At 70.6% G+C, this 21437-nt stretch carries 24 protein-coding genes; 14 read left to right on the top strand and 10 right to left on the bottom strand.

Annotated features, from left to right (window positions below; translation table 11 throughout):
- The first annotated feature begins 344 nt into the window (after positions 1 to 344).
- From ACFYWS_RS30270 to ACFYWS_RS30250, 5 genes are read left to right on the top strand one after another with little or no spacing between them, the layout of a single operon-like run.
- Complete coding sequence (locus tag ACFYWS_RS30270) at positions 345 to 989, top strand: ABC transporter permease (RefSeq protein ID WP_389281704.1); 645 nt, start codon at positions 345 to 347, stop codon at positions 987 to 989.
- A gap of 7 nt (positions 990 to 996) precedes the next feature.
- Positions 997 to 1674 (top strand): ABC transporter permease, encoded by a 678-nt coding sequence (locus ACFYWS_RS30265; protein WP_389281703.1) that lies wholly within the window; start codon positions 997 to 999, stop codon positions 1672 to 1674.
- A gap of 20 nt (positions 1675 to 1694) precedes the next feature.
- Positions 1695 to 2630: an ABC transporter substrate-binding protein gene (locus ACFYWS_RS30260; protein ID WP_389282030.1), complete on the top strand. Its 936-nt coding sequence runs from the start codon at positions 1695 to 1697 to the stop codon at positions 2628 to 2630.
- A 12-nt stretch (positions 2631 to 2642) separates the two neighbouring features.
- Positions 2643 to 4061 carry a purine-cytosine permease family protein gene (locus ACFYWS_RS30255; protein ID WP_389281702.1) on the top strand — a complete coding sequence of 473 codons (1419 nt, stop codon included), beginning with the start codon at positions 2643 to 2645 and terminating at the stop codon, positions 4059 to 4061.
- A gap of 11 nt (positions 4062 to 4072) precedes the next feature.
- On the top strand, positions 4073 to 4504 hold the full coding sequence (locus ACFYWS_RS30250; protein WP_389281700.1) for a hypothetical protein: 432 nt from the start codon (positions 4073 to 4075) through the stop codon (positions 4502 to 4504).
- Between the two features lie 94 nt (positions 4505 to 4598).
- Here ACFYWS_RS30250 and ACFYWS_RS30245 read toward each other — a convergent pair whose 3' ends face one another.
- The 5 genes from ACFYWS_RS30245 to ACFYWS_RS30225 form a co-directional block, all read right to left on the bottom strand.
- Entirely contained in the window at positions 4599 to 4973 is a 375-nt protein-coding gene (locus ACFYWS_RS30245; RefSeq protein WP_389281698.1) for a hypothetical protein, read from the bottom strand.
- Positions 4974 to 5015: 42 nt separating this feature from the next.
- A complete protein-coding gene (locus ACFYWS_RS30240) occupies positions 5016 to 5519 on the bottom strand; it encodes a roadblock/LC7 domain-containing protein (RefSeq protein WP_389281696.1) in 504 nt (167 codons plus the stop codon).
- A 44-nt stretch (positions 5520 to 5563) separates the two neighbouring features.
- Positions 5564 to 6322 (bottom strand): transcriptional regulator, encoded by a 759-nt coding sequence (locus tag ACFYWS_RS30235; RefSeq protein WP_389281694.1) that lies wholly within the window; start codon positions 6320 to 6322, stop codon positions 5564 to 5566.
- Positions 6319 to 6732, bottom strand: a complete 414-nt coding sequence (locus ACFYWS_RS30230; protein WP_389281692.1) for a hypothetical protein — start codon at positions 6730 to 6732, stop codon at positions 6319 to 6321. Before ACFYWS_RS30230 ends, ACFYWS_RS30235 begins: the two co-directional genes overlap by 4 nt.
- A gap of 187 nt (positions 6733 to 6919) precedes the next feature.
- Entirely contained in the window at positions 6920 to 8260 is a 1341-nt protein-coding gene (locus ACFYWS_RS30225) for an APC family permease (protein WP_389281691.1), read from the bottom strand.
- 146 nt (positions 8261 to 8406) lie between these two features.
- Between ACFYWS_RS30225 and hutU the strand changes: the two genes are divergently transcribed.
- The 4 genes from hutU to hutI all read left to right on the top strand — a co-directional run bounded on the left by hutU (position 8407) and on the right by hutI (position 13916).
- Positions 8407 to 10065, top strand: coding sequence for a urocanate hydratase (gene hutU, locus ACFYWS_RS30220; RefSeq protein ID WP_389281690.1), 1659 nt, complete (start codon positions 8407 to 8409; stop codon positions 10063 to 10065).
- Positions 10066 to 10145: 80 nt separating this feature from the next.
- Positions 10146 to 11357, top strand: coding sequence for an allantoate amidohydrolase (locus ACFYWS_RS30215; protein ID WP_389281688.1), 1212 nt, complete (start codon positions 10146 to 10148; stop codon positions 11355 to 11357).
- The gene (locus tag ACFYWS_RS30210; RefSeq protein ID WP_389281686.1) at positions 11354 to 12700 is read left to right on the top strand and encodes a formimidoylglutamate deiminase; all 1347 of its coding nucleotides are present in this window, start codon (positions 11354 to 11356) and stop codon (positions 12698 to 12700) included. Before ACFYWS_RS30215 ends, ACFYWS_RS30210 begins: the two co-directional genes overlap by 4 nt.
- Before the next feature lie 40 nt (positions 12701 to 12740).
- On the top strand, positions 12741 to 13916 hold the full coding sequence (hutI, locus tag ACFYWS_RS30205; protein ID WP_389281684.1) for an imidazolonepropionase: 1176 nt from the start codon (positions 12741 to 12743) through the stop codon (positions 13914 to 13916).
- A gap of 6 nt (positions 13917 to 13922) precedes the next feature.
- Here hutI and ACFYWS_RS30200 read toward each other — a convergent pair whose 3' ends face one another.
- The 3 genes from ACFYWS_RS30200 to ACFYWS_RS30190 are packed head-to-tail and all read right to left on the bottom strand — an operon-like array spanning position 13923 to position 15097.
- Positions 13923 to 14330 carry a type II toxin-antitoxin system VapC family toxin gene (locus ACFYWS_RS30200; protein ID WP_389281682.1) on the bottom strand — a complete coding sequence of 136 codons (408 nt, stop codon included), beginning with the start codon at positions 14328 to 14330 and terminating at the stop codon, positions 13923 to 13925.
- Positions 14327 to 14623: a type II toxin-antitoxin system Phd/YefM family antitoxin gene (locus tag ACFYWS_RS30195; protein WP_389281680.1), complete on the bottom strand. Its 297-nt coding sequence runs from the start codon at positions 14621 to 14623 to the stop codon at positions 14327 to 14329. The genes ACFYWS_RS30200 and ACFYWS_RS30195 overlap by 4 nt, the downstream gene beginning before the upstream one ends.
- Positions 14624 to 14674: 51 nt before the next feature.
- The gene (locus ACFYWS_RS30190; RefSeq protein WP_389281678.1) at positions 14675 to 15097 is read right to left on the bottom strand and encodes an ATP-binding protein; all 423 of its coding nucleotides are present in this window, start codon (positions 15095 to 15097) and stop codon (positions 14675 to 14677) included.
- 113 nt (positions 15098 to 15210) lie between these two features.
- Here ACFYWS_RS30190 and ACFYWS_RS30185 point away from each other — a divergent pair, with 113 nt between their 5' ends.
- The 3 genes from ACFYWS_RS30185 to ACFYWS_RS30175 all read left to right on the top strand — a co-directional run bounded on the left by ACFYWS_RS30185 (position 15211) and on the right by ACFYWS_RS30175 (position 17145).
- Positions 15211 to 15993 carry a helix-turn-helix domain-containing protein gene (locus ACFYWS_RS30185; protein ID WP_389281677.1) on the top strand — a complete coding sequence of 261 codons (783 nt, stop codon included), beginning with the start codon at positions 15211 to 15213 and terminating at the stop codon, positions 15991 to 15993.
- Positions 15990 to 16190, top strand: a complete 201-nt coding sequence (locus ACFYWS_RS30180; RefSeq protein ID WP_389281675.1) for a DUF397 domain-containing protein — start codon at positions 15990 to 15992, stop codon at positions 16188 to 16190. Before ACFYWS_RS30185 ends, ACFYWS_RS30180 begins: the two co-directional genes overlap by 4 nt.
- A 103-nt stretch (positions 16191 to 16293) precedes the next feature.
- Complete coding sequence (locus ACFYWS_RS30175; protein WP_389281673.1) at positions 16294 to 17145, top strand: hypothetical protein; 852 nt, start codon at positions 16294 to 16296, stop codon at positions 17143 to 17145.
- A 3-nt stretch (positions 17146 to 17148) separates the two neighbouring features.
- Here ACFYWS_RS30175 and ACFYWS_RS30170 read toward each other — a convergent pair whose 3' ends face one another.
- Positions 17149 to 18768 (bottom strand): ricin-type beta-trefoil lectin domain protein, encoded by a 1620-nt coding sequence (locus ACFYWS_RS30170; RefSeq protein ID WP_389281671.1) that lies wholly within the window; start codon positions 18766 to 18768, stop codon positions 17149 to 17151.
- A gap of 212 nt (positions 18769 to 18980) precedes the next feature.
- Positions 18981 to 19892, bottom strand: a complete 912-nt coding sequence (locus ACFYWS_RS30165) for an RNA polymerase sigma factor SigF (RefSeq protein ID WP_326019924.1) — start codon at positions 19890 to 19892, stop codon at positions 18981 to 18983.
- 243 nt (positions 19893 to 20135) lie between these two features.
- On the opposite strand from ACFYWS_RS30165, the gene ACFYWS_RS30160 reads away from it, so the two are divergent.
- Entirely contained in the window at positions 20136 to 20519 is a 384-nt protein-coding gene (locus ACFYWS_RS30160) for an STAS domain-containing protein (protein WP_326019923.1), read from the top strand.
- Between the two features lie 282 nt (positions 20520 to 20801).
- Complete coding sequence (locus ACFYWS_RS30155; protein ID WP_389281669.1) at positions 20802 to 21293, top strand: ATP-binding protein; 492 nt, start codon at positions 20802 to 20804, stop codon at positions 21291 to 21293.
- Positions 21294 to 21437 lie beyond the last annotated feature (144 nt).

The raw sequence follows: 21437 nt of genomic DNA, 5'->3' as shown, positions 1-21437 counted from the left end.
GGGGCTGATGGTGTCGGATCGGCGGCTGAAGGTGCTGGACCGGCGGCTGATGGAGCAGGGTCGGGGCTTGATGGTGCCGAACCGGGGGCTGACGGTGCCGGGTCGGCGGCTGATGGTGTCGGATCGGCGGCTGAAGGTGCTGGACCGGCGGCTGATGGAGCAGGGTCGGGGCTTGATGGTGCCGAACCGGGGGCTGACGGTGTCGGGTCGGCGGCTGACGGTGTCGGATCGGCGGCTGACGGTGTCGGATCGGCGGCTGACGGTGCTGGATCGGCGGATGACGGTGCCGGGGCGGTCGCTGGTGGCGGCGAATCGGAGAGTGGCGAGAAGGCTGGGGGTGTCGCGTGACTGTCGACTGGAGCTGGATCGGGTCGCATCAGGGCGATCTCGTCACGCTCACCCTCTCGCACCTGCAGGCCGCCCTCAGTGCCGTCCTGTTGGGCCTGCTCATATCCCTGCCGCTCGCCGTCCTCGCCCACCGGGTACGGCCTCTGCGTGGGTTTCTGCTCGGGATGTCGAACGTCCTGTTCACCATTCCGTCCATCGCCGTCTTCGTGCTGCTGCTGCCCGTCTCCGGGCTCACCCGCACCACCACCGTCATCGGCCTGACGATCTACACGCTCGTCGTCCTCCTGCGGAACACCGTCGAAGGCCTCGACTCGGTGCCCGCGAAGACGAAGGAGGCCGCGAAGGCCATGGGGACGCGGCCGATGCGGACCCTGCTCACCGTCGAGCTGCCGCTCGCGCTGCCCGTGATCATGGCGGGCGTACGGATCGCCACCGTGATGGCCATCTCGCTCGTGTCCGTGGCGACGTACATCGGGGACGGCGGGCTCGGTCAGCTGTTCACCGACGGGTTCCAGCGGAACTTCCCGACCCCGGTGATCGTGGGCGTCGTCCTGACCCTGCTGCTCGCGCTCGTCGCGGACGCGCTGCTCGTCGGCGTGCAGCGGCTGCTCACCCCGTGGACCCGGACCCGGAAGGCCTGAACCCGTCATGCTCGAACTCTTCAAGAACCTCGGGGCCTGGCTGGTCGGCGCGGAGCAGTGGGCGGGGAGCGACGGGATCGCGACGCGCATCGCCGAGCACCTCCAGTACTCGCTGCTCGCCACGCTCGTCGCCGCCGCGATCGCCCTGCCGGTCGGGCTGCTCATCGGGCACACCGGGCGGGGCGCCTTCGTCGCCATCAACCTGTCGTCCTTCGGGCGGGCGCTGCCGACCGTGGGCCTTGTGGTGCTGGTGTTCCTCGCCAGCGGGCTGTCCATGTGGCCGGTCTATATCGCGCTCGTCGCGCTTGCGGTGCCTTCGATCGTCACCAATACGTACGCCGGGATGACCGCCGTCGACCCCGAGGTGCGGGACGCCGCGCGCGGGCAGGGCATGAAGGCCCATCAGGTGCTGTTCCAGGTCGAGTTGCCGCTCGCACTGCCGCTCATCATGACCGGCCTGCGGCTCGCGCTCATCCAGGTCGTCGCCACCGCCACCATCGCCGCGTACGTGTCCTTCGGCGGGCTCGGCCGCTACGTCTTCGACGGGCTCGCCCAGCGTGACCTGGTGCAGGTGCTCGGCGGGGCCGTGCTCGTCGCGGTCGTCGCCATCGTCCTCGACCTCGCGCTGTCCGGGCTTCAGCGGCTTCTCTTCCGCAACCGTCCCACCACTCTCAAGTCCGCCTAGGAGCACGCCAGATGAGCACCATGAACCGACGTACTCTCCTCGGCGGCCTGGCCGCCGCGGCCTCCGTCCCCGCACTGGCCGCCTGCTCCGGCGGCATCACCTCGCTCGACGAGCAGGGGGGCTCGGCCTCGGGCGGCGGCTCCAGCAAGAAGGGTGTCACCGTCGGCACCGCCAACTTCACCGAGAACCAGGTGCTCGGGTACCTGTACGCCGCCGCGCTCGAAGCGGCCGGGGTGAAGACGAGCGTGCGGCCCAACCTCGGCACCCGCGAGATCCTCATCCCCGCCCTCAAGGGCGGCGACATCGACCTGCTGCCCGAGTACCAGGGCGCACTCCTGCACTACCTCGACACCAAGGCGAAGGCCACCGAGGAGGGCGAGATGCAGAACGCGCTCGCCATGGCGCTCCCGGCGGGCCTCCAGATCCTCCCGTACGGGATGGCCGAGGACTCGGACGCGTTCGCGGTGACCCGCGAGACCGCGGAGAAGTACAAGCTGAAGTCGCTCGCCGACCTCGCGAAGCACAACGGGAAGCTCGTCATCGGCGCCGCCCCCGAGGTCAAGAAGCGTCAGGTCGGCGCCGTCGGGCTCAAGGACGTGTACGGCGTCGAGTTCAAGGAGTTCAAGTCCCTTGATTCGTCGGGTCCCTTGGTGAAGGGCGCGCTGAAGAAGGGCGATGTCGACGTCGCGAATCTCTTCACCACCGACACCGACATCGCCGGCAACGACTGGGTCGTCCTCACCGACCCCAAGAACCTGGTCCCCGGTCAGCACATCGTCCCGCTGATCGCCGACCGCAAGGCCGACTCGACCGTCCGCAAGGCACTGGCCCAACTGGGCAACGTCCTGACGACCGAGGACCTCACCGAGCTCAACCGGCTCGTGGACAAGGACAAGAAGGACCCCGAGGACGTCGCGAACGACTACGCGCGCCGGCACGGGATCAGCAAGAAGTAAGGAGGCCATCGCATGGCCGCAGCGGTAGTGGAGAAGCACTCCATCGACGTCGTGCCGGACAGTGAGCGGCACGGCGGCGCGTTCAACCAGTTCACGCTCTGGCTCGGCGCGAACCTCCACATCACGGCCGTCGTCACCGGCGGGCTCGCCGTCGTCTTCGGCGGCGACGTGGTCTGGTCGCTGGTCGGGCTCGTGCTCGGCAATCTGCTCGGCGGCGCCGTCATGGCGCTGCACTCGGCGCAGGGGCCGAAGCTCGGGCTGCCCCAGATGATCCAGTCCAGGGCCCAGTTCGGGGTGAAGGGCGCCGTCGTCCCGCTGCTCCTCGTGATCCTGATGTACGTCGGGTTCTTCGCGAGCGGCACCGTCCTCGCCGGGCAGGCCACCGCGCAGCTGACACACACCAACGACACGACGGGCATCATCGTCTTCGCGCTCGTCACGGGGATCGTGGCGACGGTCGGCTACCGGGTCATCCACGTCCTCGGGCGGGTGGCGAGCGTGGTGTGCGCGCTCGCCTTCGTCTATCTGGCCGTGCGGCTCTTCGACCGGACCGATGTCGGCGCGCTGCTCTCGGACGCGCACTTCTCGCTGCCGATGTTCCTGCTCGCCGTCTCCCTGTCGGCCTCCTGGCAGCTCGCCTTCGGCCCGTACGTCGCCGACTACTCGCGCTATCTGCCGCGTACGACCAGCGGCAAGGCCACGTTCTGGTGGACGCTCGCGGGCTCCGCGCTCGGCTCGCAGTGGTCCATGGCGTTCGGTGTGCTGGTCGCGGCGAGCGCGGGCGAGAAGTTCATCGACAACCAGGTCGGGTACGTCGTGTCGCTCGGCGGGGCGGGGCTCGTCGCCTCGTTCTTCTACTTCGTGATCGCGCTCGGCAAGCTCACCGTCAACGTGCTCAACACGTACGGCGGCTTCATGTCGATGGTCACGGGCATCAGCGGGTTCCGCGGGCAGCGGGCCCTGTCGCAGCGCGGCCGGGCGCTCTACATCGGGATCATCATGGTCGCGGGCACGGTGGTCGCGCTTGCGGGCAAGGACAGCTTCCTGACCTCGTTCAAGGACTTCCTGCTGTTCCTGCTGACGTTCTTCACGCCGTGGTCGGCGATCAACCTGGTCGACTACTACCTGATCTCCCGCGAGCGCTACGACCTCCCGGCCCTCTTCGACGCGAACGGCCGTTACGGCGCCTGGCGTTGGGACGCGCTCGTGGTCTACGGGGTCGGGGTGCTCGCCCAGCTGCCGTTCCTGGCCACCGCCTTCTACACGGGCCCGCTCGTCGAACCGCTCGGCGGCGCGGACGTGTCGTGGATCGTGGGGCTCGTCGTCCCGGCCGTCCTGTACTGGCTGCTCGCCCGGCGCAGCGGTGCGGGGGCGTGGCCCACCGAGAAGACGGGGGATAGCCCTACTGCGGTGGGGGCCTCGGCTCCGTAACGTCGGGCGGTATGGAAGCCCGCGAACGCGCAAGCGACGCCGAACTCAAGAAGGAACTCGACGCCACCCTGCACGCACGCAGGGAACTGGGCGACGAGTACGAGCCGGCGCTCGTCGACTCCTTCCTCGACAAGGTCGAGCAGCGACTCGACTCCGTCGTCGACCGCAGGGTGCGACGACAACTGGCCGAGCACCGGGTCACCGTGGCCCGCGGGGCCCGCGACTCCGGCTCCGAGAACTGGGGCGAGCGCTTCGGCTTCGCCGTGGTCTCCCTCGTCCTCGCCATCCCACTGTCCGCGATCGCCGTGATCAACGCCGACCTGCCCGGCCTCTTCGTGGCCTGGGGCGGGATCGTCGGTGTGAACGCGCTGCACGCGGTGCGGTGGGGGCCGGTCCGCAGGCGCGAGCGCCGGGACCGCGAGGAGTCCGACTGGGAGGGATAGCGACCGGGAGCCGTGGGGAGGCCCGGGACCGGGTGGTGAAAGGCGCCGTGCTCTGTCGAGCGCGGCGCCTTCGCGTGCTCGGACCTCCGGCCGCTCAGACCTCCAGCTCGGCCTCGATCTTCTTCAGCTGGTGGCGGGCCATCGCCAGGTTCGCGCGGGACTTGTCGAGCACGAGGTACAGGAACAGTCCGTTGCCGCCGCGGCCCTGGATCAGGCGGATCAGGTGGTACTGGGTGCCGAGGGTGATGAGGATGTCCTCGATGCCGTCCTTGAGTCCCAGCTGCTCCATGGTGCGCAGCTTGGAGCGGACCACGTCGGTGTTGCCGGCCGCCGCGACCTCCAGGTCGAAGGTCTTGGAGCCGCCGATGGTGCCGAGGGCCATGCCGCTCGTGTAGTCGACGAGGGCCGCGGCGGTGGCGCCTTCGATGGAGGCGAGGGCGTCCTTGAGTGCGGTGTCGGTGTTGGCCATGGTGCTGGTCCTTTCGAGCGTTTTCTGAGGGCGTTCCGCCGGTCAACGCGTGGTCTGGGGCGGCACGTTGGTGGACGGCCGGACAGGGAGTCCGGTCTCGGTCGTGGTGGTGGGCGTCGTGCGGGCGCGGGCCCGGCCGCGGGTGCGGGGGGCCGGTTCGGGTGGCGGTTCCTCTTCGGCGGGAGTGGTGAGTTCCCCGATGCGGGCGCCGGAGCGGCGCCCTTCGAGGTGCAGGCGGCCGACATTGACCCCGTCCTGCGCGAGGAGCGTGAGGACGGCGGTGTCCCCGGCCGCGTAGGTGGCGATGTAGCCGTGGGCGCCGCGCACCAGGAGCTCGCGGAAGGCGCCCTGCGCGGTGGCGTCGGCGAGGCGCTGGGCGACGCCGAGCGCGGTGGCGGTGAGCGCGGCGACGCCCTCCGGTTCGATGCCCGGGGTGTCCTGGGCGAGGACCAGGCCGTCGACGCTGGCGGCGAGGGCGCCGGTGACCTGGGGCACGCGGACTCTCAACCGTTGCAGTTCGACGAGGAGTTCGCCCTGGTCGACCATCGGAGGTCTCCTTTCGGGGGTGCGTGAGGTGCGCAGCAGGCGTCTCACAGGGCCTCCAGACCGGCGCGCAGCCGCCGCAGCAGGGCCACGTTCGGGTCCTCGACGGCGGGGAGCTCGGGCCACTGGGGCGGCGCCGGGGCGGGGGCTGTGGCCACCAGGCCGCACGCGGCGAGGCGCCGCAGGTCGACGAGGGTGTGGAAGGCGGGCCTGCCCAGGGCGAGCGCGATCTGGGAGGCCGTCCGCACGCCGTCGACCAGATCGAGGACGCGGCGCCTGCGCGGTGGTACGCACACCTCGCCGTGCCGGACGACCCGCATCAGCGGCGCCGTGTCCGTGTCCCGCTCCGGCCAGATCCGCTGGAGCAGCTCGCGGCGGCGCAGCGACTCCCGCTCGACCGCCGCCACCGGCACCGGGCGCACCGCCCCGAACCAGTGCGAGACGCCGTAGCGGAACCGGGTCGGCCCGCTGCTCGGGGCGAGCGTGAAGTACGCGGCGTCGAACAGGGCGCCCAGGTGGCACAGTTCGAGCGCCCCGTCGGAGAGCCGGCCCTGCTCGACGAGGAAGCGGCCGACCCGCTGCCGCGCGCCCGCCCGGTCCACGGCCTCCGACCACCGCTCCGCCTGCACGGCGCCGCCCGTGGTGAGCAGCACGTCCATGCCGGGCGTCGCGGGCGACTCCGCGTGCACGACCCGGCCGTCTTCGAGGTAGAGGGTGCCGTGCTCCCGGATCAGGGCGCCGGTGGCCTGCTCGTCGGCGAGGCGGGTCAGCATCGGCGAGACACCGGCGAAGGCGTCGGTGCTCATCCGAGGACCAGCCGGTCGGCTATGTCGGTGAGCCGCAGCCGGGCGAGCGCGAGGTTGCCCTCGGCGCGGTCCAGCCACAGGTGGATGAAGACGCTGCTGTCGAAGGTGGTCCGCACGAAGCGCAGCAGGTGGTAGCCGTCGCGGTTGGTGACGATGACGTCCTCGACGGGCGGCGCCTTGTCGGCGGCGCTGCCCGGGGCCCAGTCGCTGCCGTCGGCCGGGGCGAAGGCCAGGTGTTCGGCGGCGAGCCGGGCCAGTTCGGCGGTCTCGGCCGCGCCCTCCTCGTGGTCCCCGTTGCGTGACGCGCCGACCACGCCCAGGGCGAGGCCGCTGGTCCAGTCGACGACAGAGGCGCCGCGTGCTCCCGGAAGCCGCATGACCTCCAGGAGACACTCGTCGATTCCGGGCACCCCTGAACCTCCCACCCGATCGCCACATCGTGTGCCACTGGTGCACATGTGACGGCGACGCTACGCAACGTGCGGGGACCAGGTGAGGCTTCTGGCATTTTCCGGTGGAACATGCGGGAGGCGCCTACAATTCGCCAACTGCCCTCGAAAAAAGGCACATTCGGGCCACAGGGTGATCAAGGGACGGTCAGTCGTCCTGCCCGTGTGCCTTCATCACCACCCTGTTGACGGCCCACAGTCCGATCCCGATGGCGATGAGCACGCCCGCCCGGATGTAGACCTCGGCGGGCCGGTCGGCCAGCGGGCTGGCGAGGATCAGTGAGGTGACCGCGCCGAGCACCGGCAGGATCGTCGGCGCACGGAAGTGCCGGTGTCCGACCGGGTCCTTGCGCAGCACGAGCACGGCCACGTTGACCACGGCGAACACGCACAGCAGCAGGAACGACGTGGTGTCGCCGAGCCCCTCGATCTCCCCGGTCGACACCAGTCCGACCGCGAGCAGCGACACGAAGACGATGCCCACGACGGGCGTGCGCCGCCGGGGCAGCACGCGGCCCATCGCGCGCGGCAGGATGCGTTCGTTGGCCATTCCGTAGCAGAGCCGCGAGGCCATCATGATGTTGATGAGCGCCGAGTTGGTGACGGCGAACAGGGCGATGAGCGCGAAGAGCTTGTGCGGGAAGTCGATGCCTCCGGCCTTCACCACTTCGAGCAGCGGCCCGCTCGACGACTCAAGGACCTCTGTGTCGACGAGCAGCGAGGACACGAGCGCGACGAGTACGTAGATGGTGCCGGTCACGGTGACGCCGATGAAGATCGCGCGCGGGAAGGTACGGGCCGGGTCCTTGGTCTCCTCGGCCATGTTGACGGAGTCCTCGAATCCGACGAAGGCGAAGAAGCCCAGCGCGGTCGCCCCCAACACCCCTGTCATCAGGGCGAATCCGGTGCCGCCCGTCTCGATGTCGGTCAGCCGCGCGGGCTCCCCTTCCCCGGTCAGGACGGCGTACGCGCCGATGGCGAGGATGACGGCGAGCCCGGTCAGCTCGACCAGGGTCAGCACGACGTTCGTCTTCACCGACTCGCTGACGCCCCTCAGGTTCAGCGCGGCGAGCGCGAGCACGAAGAGGATGGCGATCAGGGTGGGCGGCAGCGCGTTGTCCGTCAGCTCGCCGAGGTAGTCACCGCTGAACGCGCGGGCGGCGGCGCTCGCGGACGACAGTCCCGAGCACATCACCATGAACGCGATGATGAAGGTCAGGAACGGGACCTTGAACGCCTTCTGCGCGTAGAGCGCCGCGCCCGCCGCCTTCGGGTACTTGCCGACGAGTTCGACGTACGAGGCGGCGGTGAGCAGCGCCACGACGAACCCGATCGCGAACGGCAGCCACAGTGCGCCGCCGACCTTCCCCGCGACCTTGCCCGTGGTCGCGTAGATGCCGGTGCCGAGGATGTCCCCGATCACGAACAGGATCAGGAGTTTCGGCCCGATGGCCCGGTGCAGTGGGGTGTCGGCTGTCGCAGATGTCACTGGACCTCCCGCGAGGTGCGTAGGTGGTTTGTCCCGCGTAGGAGGTATGGATTCCCCCGGGCAGCTCTTGACTAGACCTATTCATGTCGCCAGGATGTGAATAGAAGACTGAACAGCTGATTGACACCCACTCCAGGAGGCCGTCGATGTCAGGACCCCGCCCCGTACGAGCCCCGCGCGGCACCGAGCTCAACACCCTGGGGTGGCAGCAGGAGGGTGCCCTGCGGATGCTCATGAACAACCTCGACGGTGAGGTCGCCGAGCACCCCGACAAGCTCGTCGTCTACGGCGGCACCGGAAAGGCCGCCCGGTCCTGGGAGGCGTACGACGCGATCGTGCGCACGCTGAAGACGCTGAAGTCCGACGAGACCCTTCTCGTCCAGTCCGGCAAGCCGGTCGGTGTGCTGCGCACCAGCGAGTGGGCGCCGCGCGTGCTGCTCGCCAACTCCAACCTGGTCGGCGACTGGGCCAACTGGGAGGAGTTCCGCAAGCTGGAGGCCGAGGGCCTCATGATGTACGGCCAGATGACGGCCGGCTCGTGGATCTACATCGGCTCGCAGGGCATCGTCCAGGGCACGTACGAGACCTTCGGCGCGGTCGCCCGCAAGAAGTTCGACGGCACGCTCGCCGGGACCATCACCCTCACCGCCGGTGTCGGCGGCATGGGCGGCGCCCAGCCGCTGGCCATCTCGATGAACGAGGGCGTCGCGATCTGCGTCGACGTCGACGAGACCCGCATCGACCGCCGCATCGGCACCCGCTACCTCGACGTCAAGGCCGACAGCCTCGACCACGCCCTGGAGCTGGCGGTCCAGGCCCGCGACGAGCGCCGTGCGCTGTCCATCGGCGTCGTCGGCAACGCCGCCGAGATCTTCCCGGAGCTGCTGCGCCGCGGCGCCCCGATCGACATCGTCACCGACCAGACCTCGGCCCACGACCCGCTCGCCTACCTGCCCGTCGGCGTCTCGGTCGAGGACTGGGACAAGGAGCGCGAGGCGGACCCGGCCGGCTTCACCGACAAGGCGCGCCAGTCGATGCGGCTGCACGTCGAGGCCATGGTCGGCTTCCTCGACGCGGGCGCCGAGGTCTTCGACTACGGCAACTCGATCCGCGACGAGGCCCGCAAGGCCGGCTACGACCGCGCCTTCGACTTCCCCGGCTTCGTCCCGGCGCACATCCGCCCGCTGTTCGAGGAGGGCCTCGGCCCGTTCCGCTGGGCCGCGCTGTCCGGCGACCCGGAGGACATCGCCAAGACCGACAAGGCGATCAAGGAGCTGTTCCCCGAGAACAAGCACCTGCACCGCTGGCTCGACATGGCCGCCGAGCGCATCGCCTTCGAGGGCCTCCCGGCGCGCATCTGCTGGCTCGGCTACGGCGAACGCCACCTGGCGGGCCTCAAGTTCAACGAGATGGTCGCGAGCGGCGAACTGTCCGCGCCCGTCGCCATCGGCCGCGACCACCTCGACTCGGGCTCGGTCGCCTCCCCGTACCGCGAGACGGAATCCATGAAGGACGGCTCCGACGCGATCGCCGACTGGCCGCTCCTGAACGCCCTGGTCAACACCTCCTCCGGCGCCACCTGGGTCTCCCTGCACCACGGCGGCGGCGTCGGTATGGGCCGCTCCATCCACGCGGGCCAGGTCTGCGTCGCGGACGGCACGGAGCTCGCTGCCGCGAAGATCGAGCGTGTCCTGACGAACGACCCGGCGATGGGTGTCATCCGCCATGTGGACGCGGGTTACGAGCACGCCGTCGACGTCGCCGCCGAGCGCGGCGTGCGGGTGCCTATGCGGGAGGGCGAGTGACGGCCGCGGGGCTCCGCCCCGGACCCCGCGCCTCAAACGCCGGCGGGGCTGAAGATTCGGCGCAGCCCAGCTTCACCGAAATGTGGCACGACCTCCGCCCCATCGGCCGCAACGCCGACTCCGGTGGCTACAGGCGCTACGCCTGGACCGCGGCCGACGCCGACTGCCGCACCTGGTTCAAGGCGCAGGCCGAAAGCCGCGGACTGACCTACGAACTGGACCGCAACGGCAACCAGTGGGCCTGGCTCGGCGACCCGGAGGCCGGCGACGCCGTCGTCACGGGCTCGCACCTGGACTCCGTCCCGGACGGCGGCGCCTTCGACGGCCCCCTCGGCGTCGTCTCGTCCTTCGCCGCCCTGGACGAACTCCGCCGCAGGGGAGTGGAGTTCACCAGGCCCCTCGCCATCACCAACTTCGGCGACGAGGAGGGAGCCCGCTTCGGCCTGGCCTGTGTCGGCTCCCGCCTCACCGCGGGCGTCCTCACCCGCGAGGCGGCCCACAAGCTCACGGACGCCGACGGGACCACCCTCCCGCAGGCGATGGAGCGGGCCGGTTACGACCCGGACGCGATCGGCGCCGACCGCGAACGCCTCGACCGCATCGGCGCGTTCATCGAACTCCACGTGGAACAGGGCCGCGCCCTCGACCTCTCCGGTGACGCCATCGGCATCGCCAGCTCCATCTGGCCGCACGGCCGCTGGCGCTTCGACTTCCGGGGCGAGGCCAACCACGCGGGCACGACCCGCCTGGTCGACCGCCGCGACCCGATGCTGTCCTACGCGGAGACGGTCCTCGCGGCCCGCCGCGAAGCCCAACTCGCGGGCGCGGTCGCCACGTTCGGCAAGATCTCCGTCGAGCCGAACGGCGTCAACGCCATCCCCTCCCTCGTACGGGGCTGGCTCGACTCCCGCGCCGCCGACCAGGAGTCCCTGGACGCGACGGTCACCGGGGTCGAGAAGGCGGCCCGCGAATACGCGCAGGCGCACGGCATCGACGTATCGCTGACCCGCGAATCGTTCACGCCGGTCGTCGAGTTCGACGACGCGCTCCGCGACGAGCTGGCCCGCATCCTCGGTACGCAGGACTCGGCAGCGGATCTGAAGATCCCCGTCCTCGGAACGGGCGCGGGACACGACGCGGGAATCCTCGCCCAGTCGATCCCCACCGCCATGCTGTTCGTACGCAACCCGACAGGCGTCTCGCACTCCCCGGCCGAGTCCGCGGCCGAGGACGACTGCCTGGAAGGGGTGCGCGCACTGGCCGACGTACTCGAAGGGCTGGCCTGCAAGTGACGACGACCTACTGGTTGGAACACGCCTGGCTCGGCACGCATGTCGAGCCCGGCGTGGCCGTGGACGTGTCCGATCAAGAAGGGGTGGGCCGCTTCACGGCGGTCCGCACGGGGGTCGGCGCACCCCCGCCCGGCGCGACCGCGCTGCGCGGACTGACCCTCCCCGGCCTCGCCAACGCCCACAGCCACGCCTTCCACCGGGCGCTCCGCTCGACCGTGCAGGTCGGCTCCGGGACGTTCTGGACGTGGCGCGAGGTCATGTACTCGGTGGCCGACCGCCTCACGCCGGACACGTACCACGCGCTGGCGCGGGCGGTGTACGCGGAGATGGCGCTCGCGGGCATCACGGCGGTGGGCGAGTTCCACTACCTCCACCACGCCCCCGGCGGCACCCCGTACGCCGACCCGAACGCGATGGGCGAGGCGCTCATCGCGGCGGCGCAGGAGGCGGGCATCCGCATCACCCTCCTCGACACGGCGTACGTCTCCTCCGGCTTCGGCAAGGCTCCCGACCACCACCAGCAGCGCTTCAGCGACGGCACGGCCGAGGCGTGGGCCGAGCGGGTCTCGCAGCTGAAGGAGCGGCCCGGGGTACGGATCGGTGCGGCGGTGCACTCGGTGCGCGCGGTCCCCGCGGCGCAGCTGTCGACGGTCGCGGAGTGGGCCTCGGCCCGCAGCGCCCCCCTCCACGTACACCTCTCCGAGCAGACGGCGGAGAACGACGCGTGCCAGGCGGCGCACGGCTGCACCCCGACCCAACTCCTCGCGGACAACGGGGTGTTGAGCGCGCGCACGACGGGCGTCCACAACACCCACCTCACGGACGCCGACATCGCACTGCTCGGCGGCTCGGGCACGGGGACGTGCATGTGCCCCACCACCGAGCGCGACCTGGCCGACGGCATCGGCCCGGCGCCGCGCCTCCAGGCGGCGGGTTCCCCGCTCTCCCTCGGCTCGGACAGCCACGCGGTCATCGACCTGTTCGAGGAGGCGCGCGCGATGGAGCTGAACGAGCGGCTGCGCTCCCGTACCCGCGGCCACTGGACGGCGGCGGCGCTGCTCCGCGCGGCGTCGGCGGACGGCCACGCCTCCCTCGGCTGGGACGACGCGGGCACCATCGAACCGGGCGCGCGGGCCGACCTGGTCACGATCCGCCTCGACTCCGTCCGCACGGCGGGCCCCGAACCCCGCTTCGGCGCGGAAACGGCGGTCTTCGCGGCGACCGCGGCGGACGTCTCCGACGTGGTCACGGGCGGCCGGGTGGTCGTCCGCGACGGCGAACACGTCCGGGTGGGCGACGTGTCGGGCGCCCTGACGGAAGCCATCGCGGCACTGCACACCTGACTCCCCGCGCCTCAAGCCCCGCCACCCACGGAGAGGAACCATGACGAACCGCACCACGGCCATCACCAACATCGGCACGCTGGTCACGAACGACCCGACCCTCGGCGAGGGCCCCCTCGGCCAGATCCACAACGCCGCGCTGGTCATCGAGAACGACAAGATCGCCTGGGCGGGCCCGACGGCCAAGGCCCCCGCGGCCGACACCACCCACGACGCGGCCGGCCGCGCCGTCATCCCCGGCTTCGTCGACTCCCACTCCCACCTGGTCTTCGCGGGCGACCGCACCGCCGAGTTCAACGCCCGTATGTCGGGCCAGAGCTACTCCGCGGGCGGCATCCGCACGACCGTCGCGGCGACCCGGGCGGCCACGGACGAGGCCCTCGAAGCGAACCTCAAGCACCACCTCGCCGAGGCCCTCCGCCAGGGCACGACAACGTTCGAGACGAAGTCGGGCTACGGACTGACGGTGGCCGACGAGGAACGCGCCCTGCGCATCGCGGCAGCGCACACGGACGAGGTCACGTACCTCGGCGCCCACATCGTCTCCCCGGACTACGCGGAGGACCCCGCCGCATACGTCGAACTCGTCACCGGCGAGATGCTCGACGCCTGCGCCCCCCACGCCCGCTGGGTCGACGTCTTCTGCGAGAAGGGCGCCTTCGACGGCGACCAGGCCCGCGCGATCCTCACGGCGGGCAAGGCCAAGGGCCTGCTGCCCCGCATCCACGCGAACCAACTGTCGTACGGCCCCGGCGTCCAACTGGCGGTCGAACTGGACGCGGCGTCGGCCGACCACTGCACGCACCTCACGGACGCGGACGTGGACGCCCTGGCGAACGGCGACACGGTCGCCACCCTCCTCCCCGGCGCCGAGTTCTCCACGCGCGCCGAGTGGCCGAACGCCCGCCGTCTCCTGGACGCGGGCGCGACCGTCGCCCTCTCCACGGACTGCAACCCGGGCTCGTCCTACACGTCCTCGGTCCCCTTCTGCATCGCCCTCGCGGTACGGGACATGGGCATGACCCCCGACGAGGCCCTCTGGTCGGCGACAGCGGGCGGCGCGAAGGCCCTCCGCCGCACGGACGTCGGCCACCTCTCCCCGGGCGCGCGGGCCGACCTCACGTTCCTGGACGCGCCCAGCCACGTCCACTTCGCGTACCGGCCGGGGGTGCCGCTGGTGTCGGAGGTGTGGCGGCGCGGGGAGCGGGCGGCCTGACAACACTCAGGAAGCGGCGCCGGGCGACTCCACGGGCAACCCGCGCTCCAGCGCCGCCCCGGCCAGCCGCTTGTCGTACGTGACGAATGCCGTCAGCGCATGCTCCAGGTACTCGGCGCTCGCCAGGTGGATCGCGTCGAGGCTGCGCAGGTGCTGTAACGGGAACATCCCGGCGGCCCGCAACACCGGGTCGGTGACGCGGATGCGCAGCAGCCGGTCCAACAACTCCTCGGCGGTGTCGCCCACTTCGGGGTCCGCGCCTACGCGTACCAGTGCCCGGAACACTTCGGTCTGCGAGAGTGCGGAGGTCACATGCCCTTCGGTGGCGCGCGCCGACAGGAACGTGCGCAGGGCGTCCGTCTCGGCCTCCGGCAGGAGCAGCTTCAGCAACGCACACGAGTCGAGGTAGATCACCGGTCTTCTTCCTCGCGCATCTGGAGAAGCACCTCGGAGAGCTTCGCCGGAGCTCCCGGTCGAGTCGGCAGCGGCTGCCAGTCCCCGAGGCCGCGTGCGGACGCGGCGTTGTCGGGGTCCACCGTTCCCGTGCGCACCAGGTCTTCCATGACCCGCTGCTCGGGGTCGGGCGGGCCCAGTACCGCGATCAGGCGCCCGTTACGGGTGATCTCCACCCGCTCGCCCGCCGCGACCCGGTCGATGAGTTCGCTGGCGTGCTGCTGAAGCTGCCGGATGGGCACGCGTGTGGTCATGGCCTCACGGTATGAGCACCGTGCGGCGCTTGCCAGAAACGTGCGGCGTTTTCACCCGGCCGAGCGATGCTCGGGGCCCGCGAGCCGCGCCCACACCAGCTTCCCGTCCCGTGTCGGCAAGGTGCCCCACCGGTCGGCCGCCGCCGCGATCAGGAACATTCCGCGCCCCGACTCCGCCTCCCAGTCCGGCTCCGTGCACAGCACCGGCAGGGTGGGGGAGCGGTCGGCCACGGACACCTGCACCGTGCCGGCCTCCGCCTCCGGAAGCACCCGCAGCCGGACCTCGCACTCGGGCACCGCCACGTGCCGGTGCACGTTCGCCAGTATCTCCGTCACGCAGAGCTGCGCCGCGTCGACGAGGGCGGGGTGCCCCCAGGCCCGTAGGTGCGTGGCGACCGTTCGCCGTACGTCAGTGAACTGCTCGGGATCCGCCCGGAGTTGGATGACGACTTCGGGTGGAGATTGCGTCTTCATGTGCTCACAGTGGGTGACTGCTCGCTAGCCTGACCAGGTCCGGAAGCTGCACACAACGAGGTGTGCGAGCGAGGGGGTGCGCTGTGCGGGACTGTGTCGACGGGTCGTCGAGCATGCGGATGTTCGGTGCGGTGGTACGGGCTCTGCGCGAGGCGCGGGCCGGTTCGCGGGAGGACTTCGGGGCGTACGTCGGGTACTCGGCGTCCCAGGTGGCGATGGTCGAGCGCGGCGTGCGGATGCCGAGCGCGCGGTTCGTGGCGCGGGCGGGGGAGTTCCTGGACGCGCGGGCGGCGGTGGAGGCGGCGGCCGCGCATCTTGAGCGGAGCCCTCATCCGTCGTGGTTCGGGGAGTACGTGGAACGGGAGGCCGAAGCGGTTGGCCTCTGCGTGTACGACACGCATCTGGTGAACGGGCTGCTTCAGACGGAGGGGTACGCGCGCGCGGTGCTCAATGCCCGGTTCCCGGTCCTGGAGGATGAGGCGATCGAGCGCCGGTTGGAGGCGCGTTTGTCACGGCAGGTGCTGCTGAACCGCGTGCCGTCGATCTCGCTGTCGTTCGTGGTCGAGGAATGGGTGCTGCGGCGGCCGATGGGCGGATTCGCCGTCCTGAAGGGGCAGTTGAAGCGGCTGCTCGAAGTCGGCCGGAGGCGAAACGTCTCCATCCAGGTCATGCCGACGTCCTACGAGGGGCACGCGGGCGTGGACGGCCCGATGACCCTGCTGGAGACCCCTGAAAGGCAGTTGCTCGCTTACCTTGAGACGCAAGGGAACGGCCGGATCATCGACGACCGCGACGAGGTCAGTGTGCTGCACACGCGCTATGGCATGATCCGCACGCAGGCCCTGACTCCAGGTGACTCCGCGACGTTGATCGAGCAGATGGCAGGGGAGCTATGACCGCCAACCTCGCATGGTTCAAGTCCAGTTACAGCGGCGCGGAGGGCGGGCAGTGCCTCGAAGTCGCCTACGCCGCCACGGTCCGCATCCGCGACTCGAAGAACGTCAACGGTCTCAACTCCAGCCCCACGTTGGCCATTTCGGCCGACAGCTGGACCGCTTTCGTAAACTTCGCCGCGAAGTCCGCGCTACAGTAATCGCGCCATCACGTTCCGTATGCGAATACGGAGCGGCCCCCAGCGGTGCTACCAACACCTATCTGAGGGCCTTCACCGACGAGTGGATCAGAGGTCCATCGCGATGCTCAAGCATGCTATCCCGCCTGCCCGTTTCTTCTCTCAGGTTCCGAACGAGATCATCCGGAACCCGCGCCTGAACGGCACAGCCGTACGACTCCTCCTCTGGGCCCTGTCCCTGCCCGAGGGCTCCCGGGAAACCGTCCAGTCCCTCGGCGAGAAGATGCCGGAAGGGCGTCTGGCCGTCCGCAAGGCCAGGCAGCAACTGGAGGAGGAGGGCTACCTCCACACCCGGCGCAGGCAGGACCCGGAGACGGGGCGTTGGACCACTCACGTGCTGGTCACCAACGTTCCGTTGACGTCACGCGAAGAGGTCGCCGCCGCCTTCGGCCCGAGTGACCAGGACCCGCCCGCCAGTGGCGCGACAGAGCAGGCGCCCGGCACATACCCCTTGGGTGAAACACCGAAGGACAACACCCCCAACCAGGGGGCCGCGTTCCTCGCCCGCCTCGCCGACCGCGAACCGGCGCTGCGCCTGGGTGCGCGCGACGTCGAACGCCTCACGCCTCTCATCGACGGCGCGCTGGCGACCGGCGTGAGCGAAACCGACCTCCGCCGTCACCTGGCGACGGACCTGCCCCGCCCACTCCGCTCCGCCGCCGCCCTCATCGAGTACCGCTTGAAGAACCGGCCACCCACGATCGCCCCGGCGATCCCCGCCCAGCGCAAACGAGTCGAACCACTCGGCGAATGCGCGGAGTGCCGCGACCCGCTGCCGCGAGGGATCGGGAAGGGGATCTGCCGCACGTGTGCCGGGCTGGCGGCGAAGCCGGCGTCGGCACCGGTGCCCGCCCAGGGCCAGGGCCTGCGTGACGTGATCGCCCTCGCGAGGGCCGCCCTGCGCCCCGTCGAGTAGCGGCTACAGACTCCTCCCCGCCCGCCACCGCTGCTCGTCCCCGCCGTGGAACTTCTCCTGGCCGAGCCGGAACGAGCCGTCGTCGAGTGGCGTCACGGCCGCGTTCCAGTCGGTGCCGGGGCGGATCGAGCCGTCGTCGTGCACGGAGAAGGTGAGGTCGGCGCCGTGGTCGTCGTCGACGGCTGTGCAGTGCCCGAGGCCGATCGGGCGGTCGGTGTCGCCGCGGTTGTCCAGGCAGAAGTCGGGGTTGGTGGCGGACTGGACGACGCCGCGGTCGGCGTCCACGCGCCACTGCTGGCTGCCCGTGCGGTCGCACTTCGCGGCCACGACGTCGTCGCCGTCCGCCATCGGCGTGCGGGAGATGTCGAGGCACAGCCCGGACGCGACGTCGATCACCTCCGCGTACTCCTCGCCGGGCGGGCGGAAGTGCGGCGGCTTTGAACTCGGCTTCTCCTGCGGGGGGTTGGTGGTGGGCTTCGGGGACGGGGGCACGGTGACCGTCTCCGTGCTCCGCGCGGTCGTCGTCGCGGTGGCGGTCGTCGTGGTCGTCGCGGTGGCCGTCGTCGTCGCCGTGACCGTCACCCGGACCGGGGGCGGTGACGTGGGCGTAGGCGTGGTGCCCATCCCCTGGCCCACCGCCGACAGGTCGGGGCGGCCCTCCGTCAGCGTCAGGATCAGCAGCGGGACGAGCAGCACGCCGACCGCAGCCGCGGCGAGCGCGAAGCCCATCGGTGTCGCGCGGACGGCCGTCCGGCGCCGGGGCGCCTTGCGGCGGCGGACGGCTCTCGCCGTGGGCGTCGCGCGGTGGCGGTGCGGGGCGGCGGCCTGCGGCACCGGGGCCATCGCGGGTGTCTCGGTCAGCAGATACTCCGTGCCGCCCCACGGCAACAGACCCTCCGCGAGCGCGCGGCGCGGATCGTCCCGCAGGGCCGTCAGCTCCAGGTACGCGGCCGTGCAGCTCGGGCAGCGGGCGAGGTGTGTGGCCAGGTCGGCGCCGCCGCGCGGCCGGCCCGGCCGGGTCGCCTCCTCGATGAGGCGCCGGTAGCCCCGGCAGTGCGTGTCCTGCGCGCGGGCCGCCCGCGCCGCGAGGCAGGCGCCGCGCAGCGCGTCGAGTGCCGCGCCCCGCGCCTGCGTCACGTTCCGCGCGGGCGTACCGGTGGCGATGCCGGTGGCGGCGTCGGAGTCCCCGTCCACCACGGAGTGCCACAGCAGCGTCTGGGTGCGCGCCGGCAGCGTATGGAACGCGCCGAGCAGTGCGGGCGCCCGGAGGGCGTCCGGTGTGCCGAGGGCGCCCAGCAGACCGGGGGCGAGGCGCGCTCGGCGCTCGTCGGCGGCCCACTCCGCCGCGGTGCGGTGGACGAGCAGCAGCGCGTGGTGGCGCCAGGAGCCGCTCGGTTCGACGCCGCGCGCGACCTCGCGTGCGGCGCGGGCGAAGGCCTGCGCGCCCAACTGGCGTGCGGCGTCCGTGTCGTTGGCGCACACCCGCGCGTAGGCCAGGAGCGCGTGCCGGTGCCTGCCGCGCAGCTCGCCGAGCGCCGGGTACGCGGTCGGGGTGTCGGCCCGCAGCAGGGCGACGAGCCGGTGGTCGGGCGCCGTGGCATGGACGCCACCGTTCGCAGACACCGTGTCTCCTCCTGTCACCGGGGGCCGAGGCGGCCCGGATGGGTGCTCATAGTGGTGCAGGAGAGGTGCTACGGGTAGGTGTTTCTCGGGGTAACAGGGCGCGGAGGGGCGGGAGTTGGTGCAAACACACCGAGGGGGCCGACCGTGTGAACGGTCGGCCCCCTCGGTGTGGCAGGGCGTTACGGGTGTTTCGGGTGTTGCGGGCCGCGCGATTATTCTTCGAGCGTCAGGCCCTTGCGCAGGCGCACCAGCGTCCGCGACAGCAGCCGCGACACGTGCATCTGCGAGATGCCCAGTTCCTCACCGATCTCGGACTGGGTCATGTTGGCGACGAAGCGCAACGAGAGGATCTTGCGATCGCGCGGCGGCAGGTCGGCGATCAGCGGCTTCAGGGACTCGACGTACTCGATGCCCTCAAGTCCGTGGTCCTCGTAGCCGATGCGGTCCGCGAGCGCGCCCTCGGAGTCGTCCTCCTCGGGCTGGGCGTCGAGCGAGCTGGCGGTGTAGGCGTTGGACGCCGACATGCCCTCGACGACCTCTTCCTTCGACAGGCCCAGGCGTTCGGCGAGCTCGCCCACCGTGGGAGCGCGATCGAGCTGCTGGGCGAGTTCGTCGCCCGCCTTGGCGAGGTCGAGGCGGAGTTCCTGGAGGCGGCGCGGTACGCGCACGGACCAGGAGGTGTCGCGGAAGAAGCGCTTGATCTCGCCGACGATGGTCGGCATCGCGAAGGTCGGGAACTCGACGCCGCGGCTCAGCTCGAACCGGTCGATCGCCTTGATCAGGCCGATGGTGCCGACCTGGATGATGTCCTCCATCGGTTCGCTGCGGGAGCGGAACCGGGAGGCCGCGAACTTGACCAGAGCCAGGTTCAGCTCGACCAGCGTGTTGCGGACGTACGAGTATTCGTGTGTGCCTTCGTCGAGCGACTCGAGCCGCTCGAAGAGGGTCTTGGAGAGGGCTCGGGCGTCGAGCGGTCCCACCTCGTCGAACGGAGGGATCTCCGGAAGACCTTCGAGGCCTTCAAGGCCCTCGGCCTCGACGTCGATGGGGGTTTCCTGGGGGAGTGTCGACGCCGCCTGGTCAGGGCGCGATTCGTCGAGCCGGGCTGACATGATGTCCTCCATGCGTTCTCGGCATATGGCTGCCGATGCCAATGCGTGCACTGCTTCTAAGTGCGGCGCCTCCAAAGCCGGCCGTGGTCGAATGTTGTCCTTACTAGGCCTACCCGTTTTCCACACCCGGTCGCAAGTGCGTTCTGAGCCGAAATGTCCGAATTCTAGAGGTTGTTCGGGTGTCGATGCACGGCCGGAGGGCGTAGTGTTCGAGGGCGTCAATCGGCACGTCGTAGGCAGCGAGAGAGAGACGTCATGGACCGCGGGACAGTCGGCAGTGCGCATCGGGGCCGGCTTCTGGTCGAGGTGCGGCAAGAGGGCTTCAGTGCCGTCGTGACCCCGGCCGGTGAGTTGGATCACCATACGGCTGATCTACTGCGTGAACCCCTGGATGAATGCCTCAGCAATGGACATTCCCGGTTGGTGATCGACTGTTCGCGCCTCGAATTCTGTGATTCGACGGGGTTGAACGTGCTGCTCGGGGCCCGGCTCAAGGCCGAGGCGGCCGGTGGCGGAGTGCACCTGGCGGGCATGCTTCCGGTGGTTGCCAGGGTGTTCGAGATCACTGGCGCGGAGGCCGTCTTCACCGTGCACGCGTCGCTCGACGAGGCGCTCGCGCCGGACCCCTCAAGCGACTGACAGGCACCGGAAGACCGCGTGCTGTGGCCAATCGCAGAAGTTACGCTCCAGTTGTCCTTGTGTGATCGCAGCGTTACCAGTGTCACAGGAGCCGTTCTGAACAAGTGGGTGTTTCCGTCGTTCCCCCGGGCAGGAGACCCCTCGAACACGACCCCGACCCTGCGACTCCGATGACCCTGCGACTCCGATCCGCGCCCCGGACTTCTTGACCGGGTAGTGGGCACTCGGACCCTGAACCTGAATCCTGAAGCTGAATTGGTGAATCGGTGAGGTGAAGTGCTGATGAGCACCACCCGGCCTTACTCGCCGGGCGACCACGGCCCCGAGTCCGGTGAAGTGCCGGTCGTCGCGGGTGCGCGGGTCCGCAGGCTGAGCCTCAGCGGCGCGAGCGGAATCGTGCCGCTCGCCCGCGACTTCACCCGCGAGGCGCTGCATGCCTGGGGCTGGCTGCCGGCGGCGACCGCGGACCGCAGGGCGGCGGCGGAGGACGTACTGCTCGTCGTCTCCGAACTCGTCACGAACGCGTGCCTGCACGCCGAGGAGCCCGACGAGATCATCCTGTACTTCGGCGACTCCTCGGCCAACAAGGTGCTGCGCATCGAGGTCGCGGACCGCGGGGCGGGCCAGCCTGCACCGCGCACCCCGCACCGGGTCGGCCGCCCCGGCGGGCACGGCATGTTCATCGTCCAACGCCTCTGTCTCGACTGGGGAGTTGTCCGTACCCCGGGCGTCACGGGCAAGGTCGTGTGGGCGGAGGTCGGAGCCCCCGCTTAGCGGCCTTTCGTACGTTTTCTGGAGCACGCCGGATCGACTTCGATCCGGCGTGCTCTTTGTCTTCCCTCGGCAAGGTCCCCGGCGTACCTTGAGCCACCCAGATCTGATGAACCGTCAGTAACCTTCGGTTTGAAGGGACTTCGA

It is taken from the genome of Streptomyces sp. NPDC002795 (genome assembly GCF_042888725.1).
Lineage (GTDB): Bacteria > Actinomycetota > Actinomycetes > Streptomycetales > Streptomycetaceae > Streptomyces.
The sequence above is the reverse complement of the archived record's forward strand: the minus strand, read 5'-3'. Positions and strand labels throughout refer to the sequence as shown.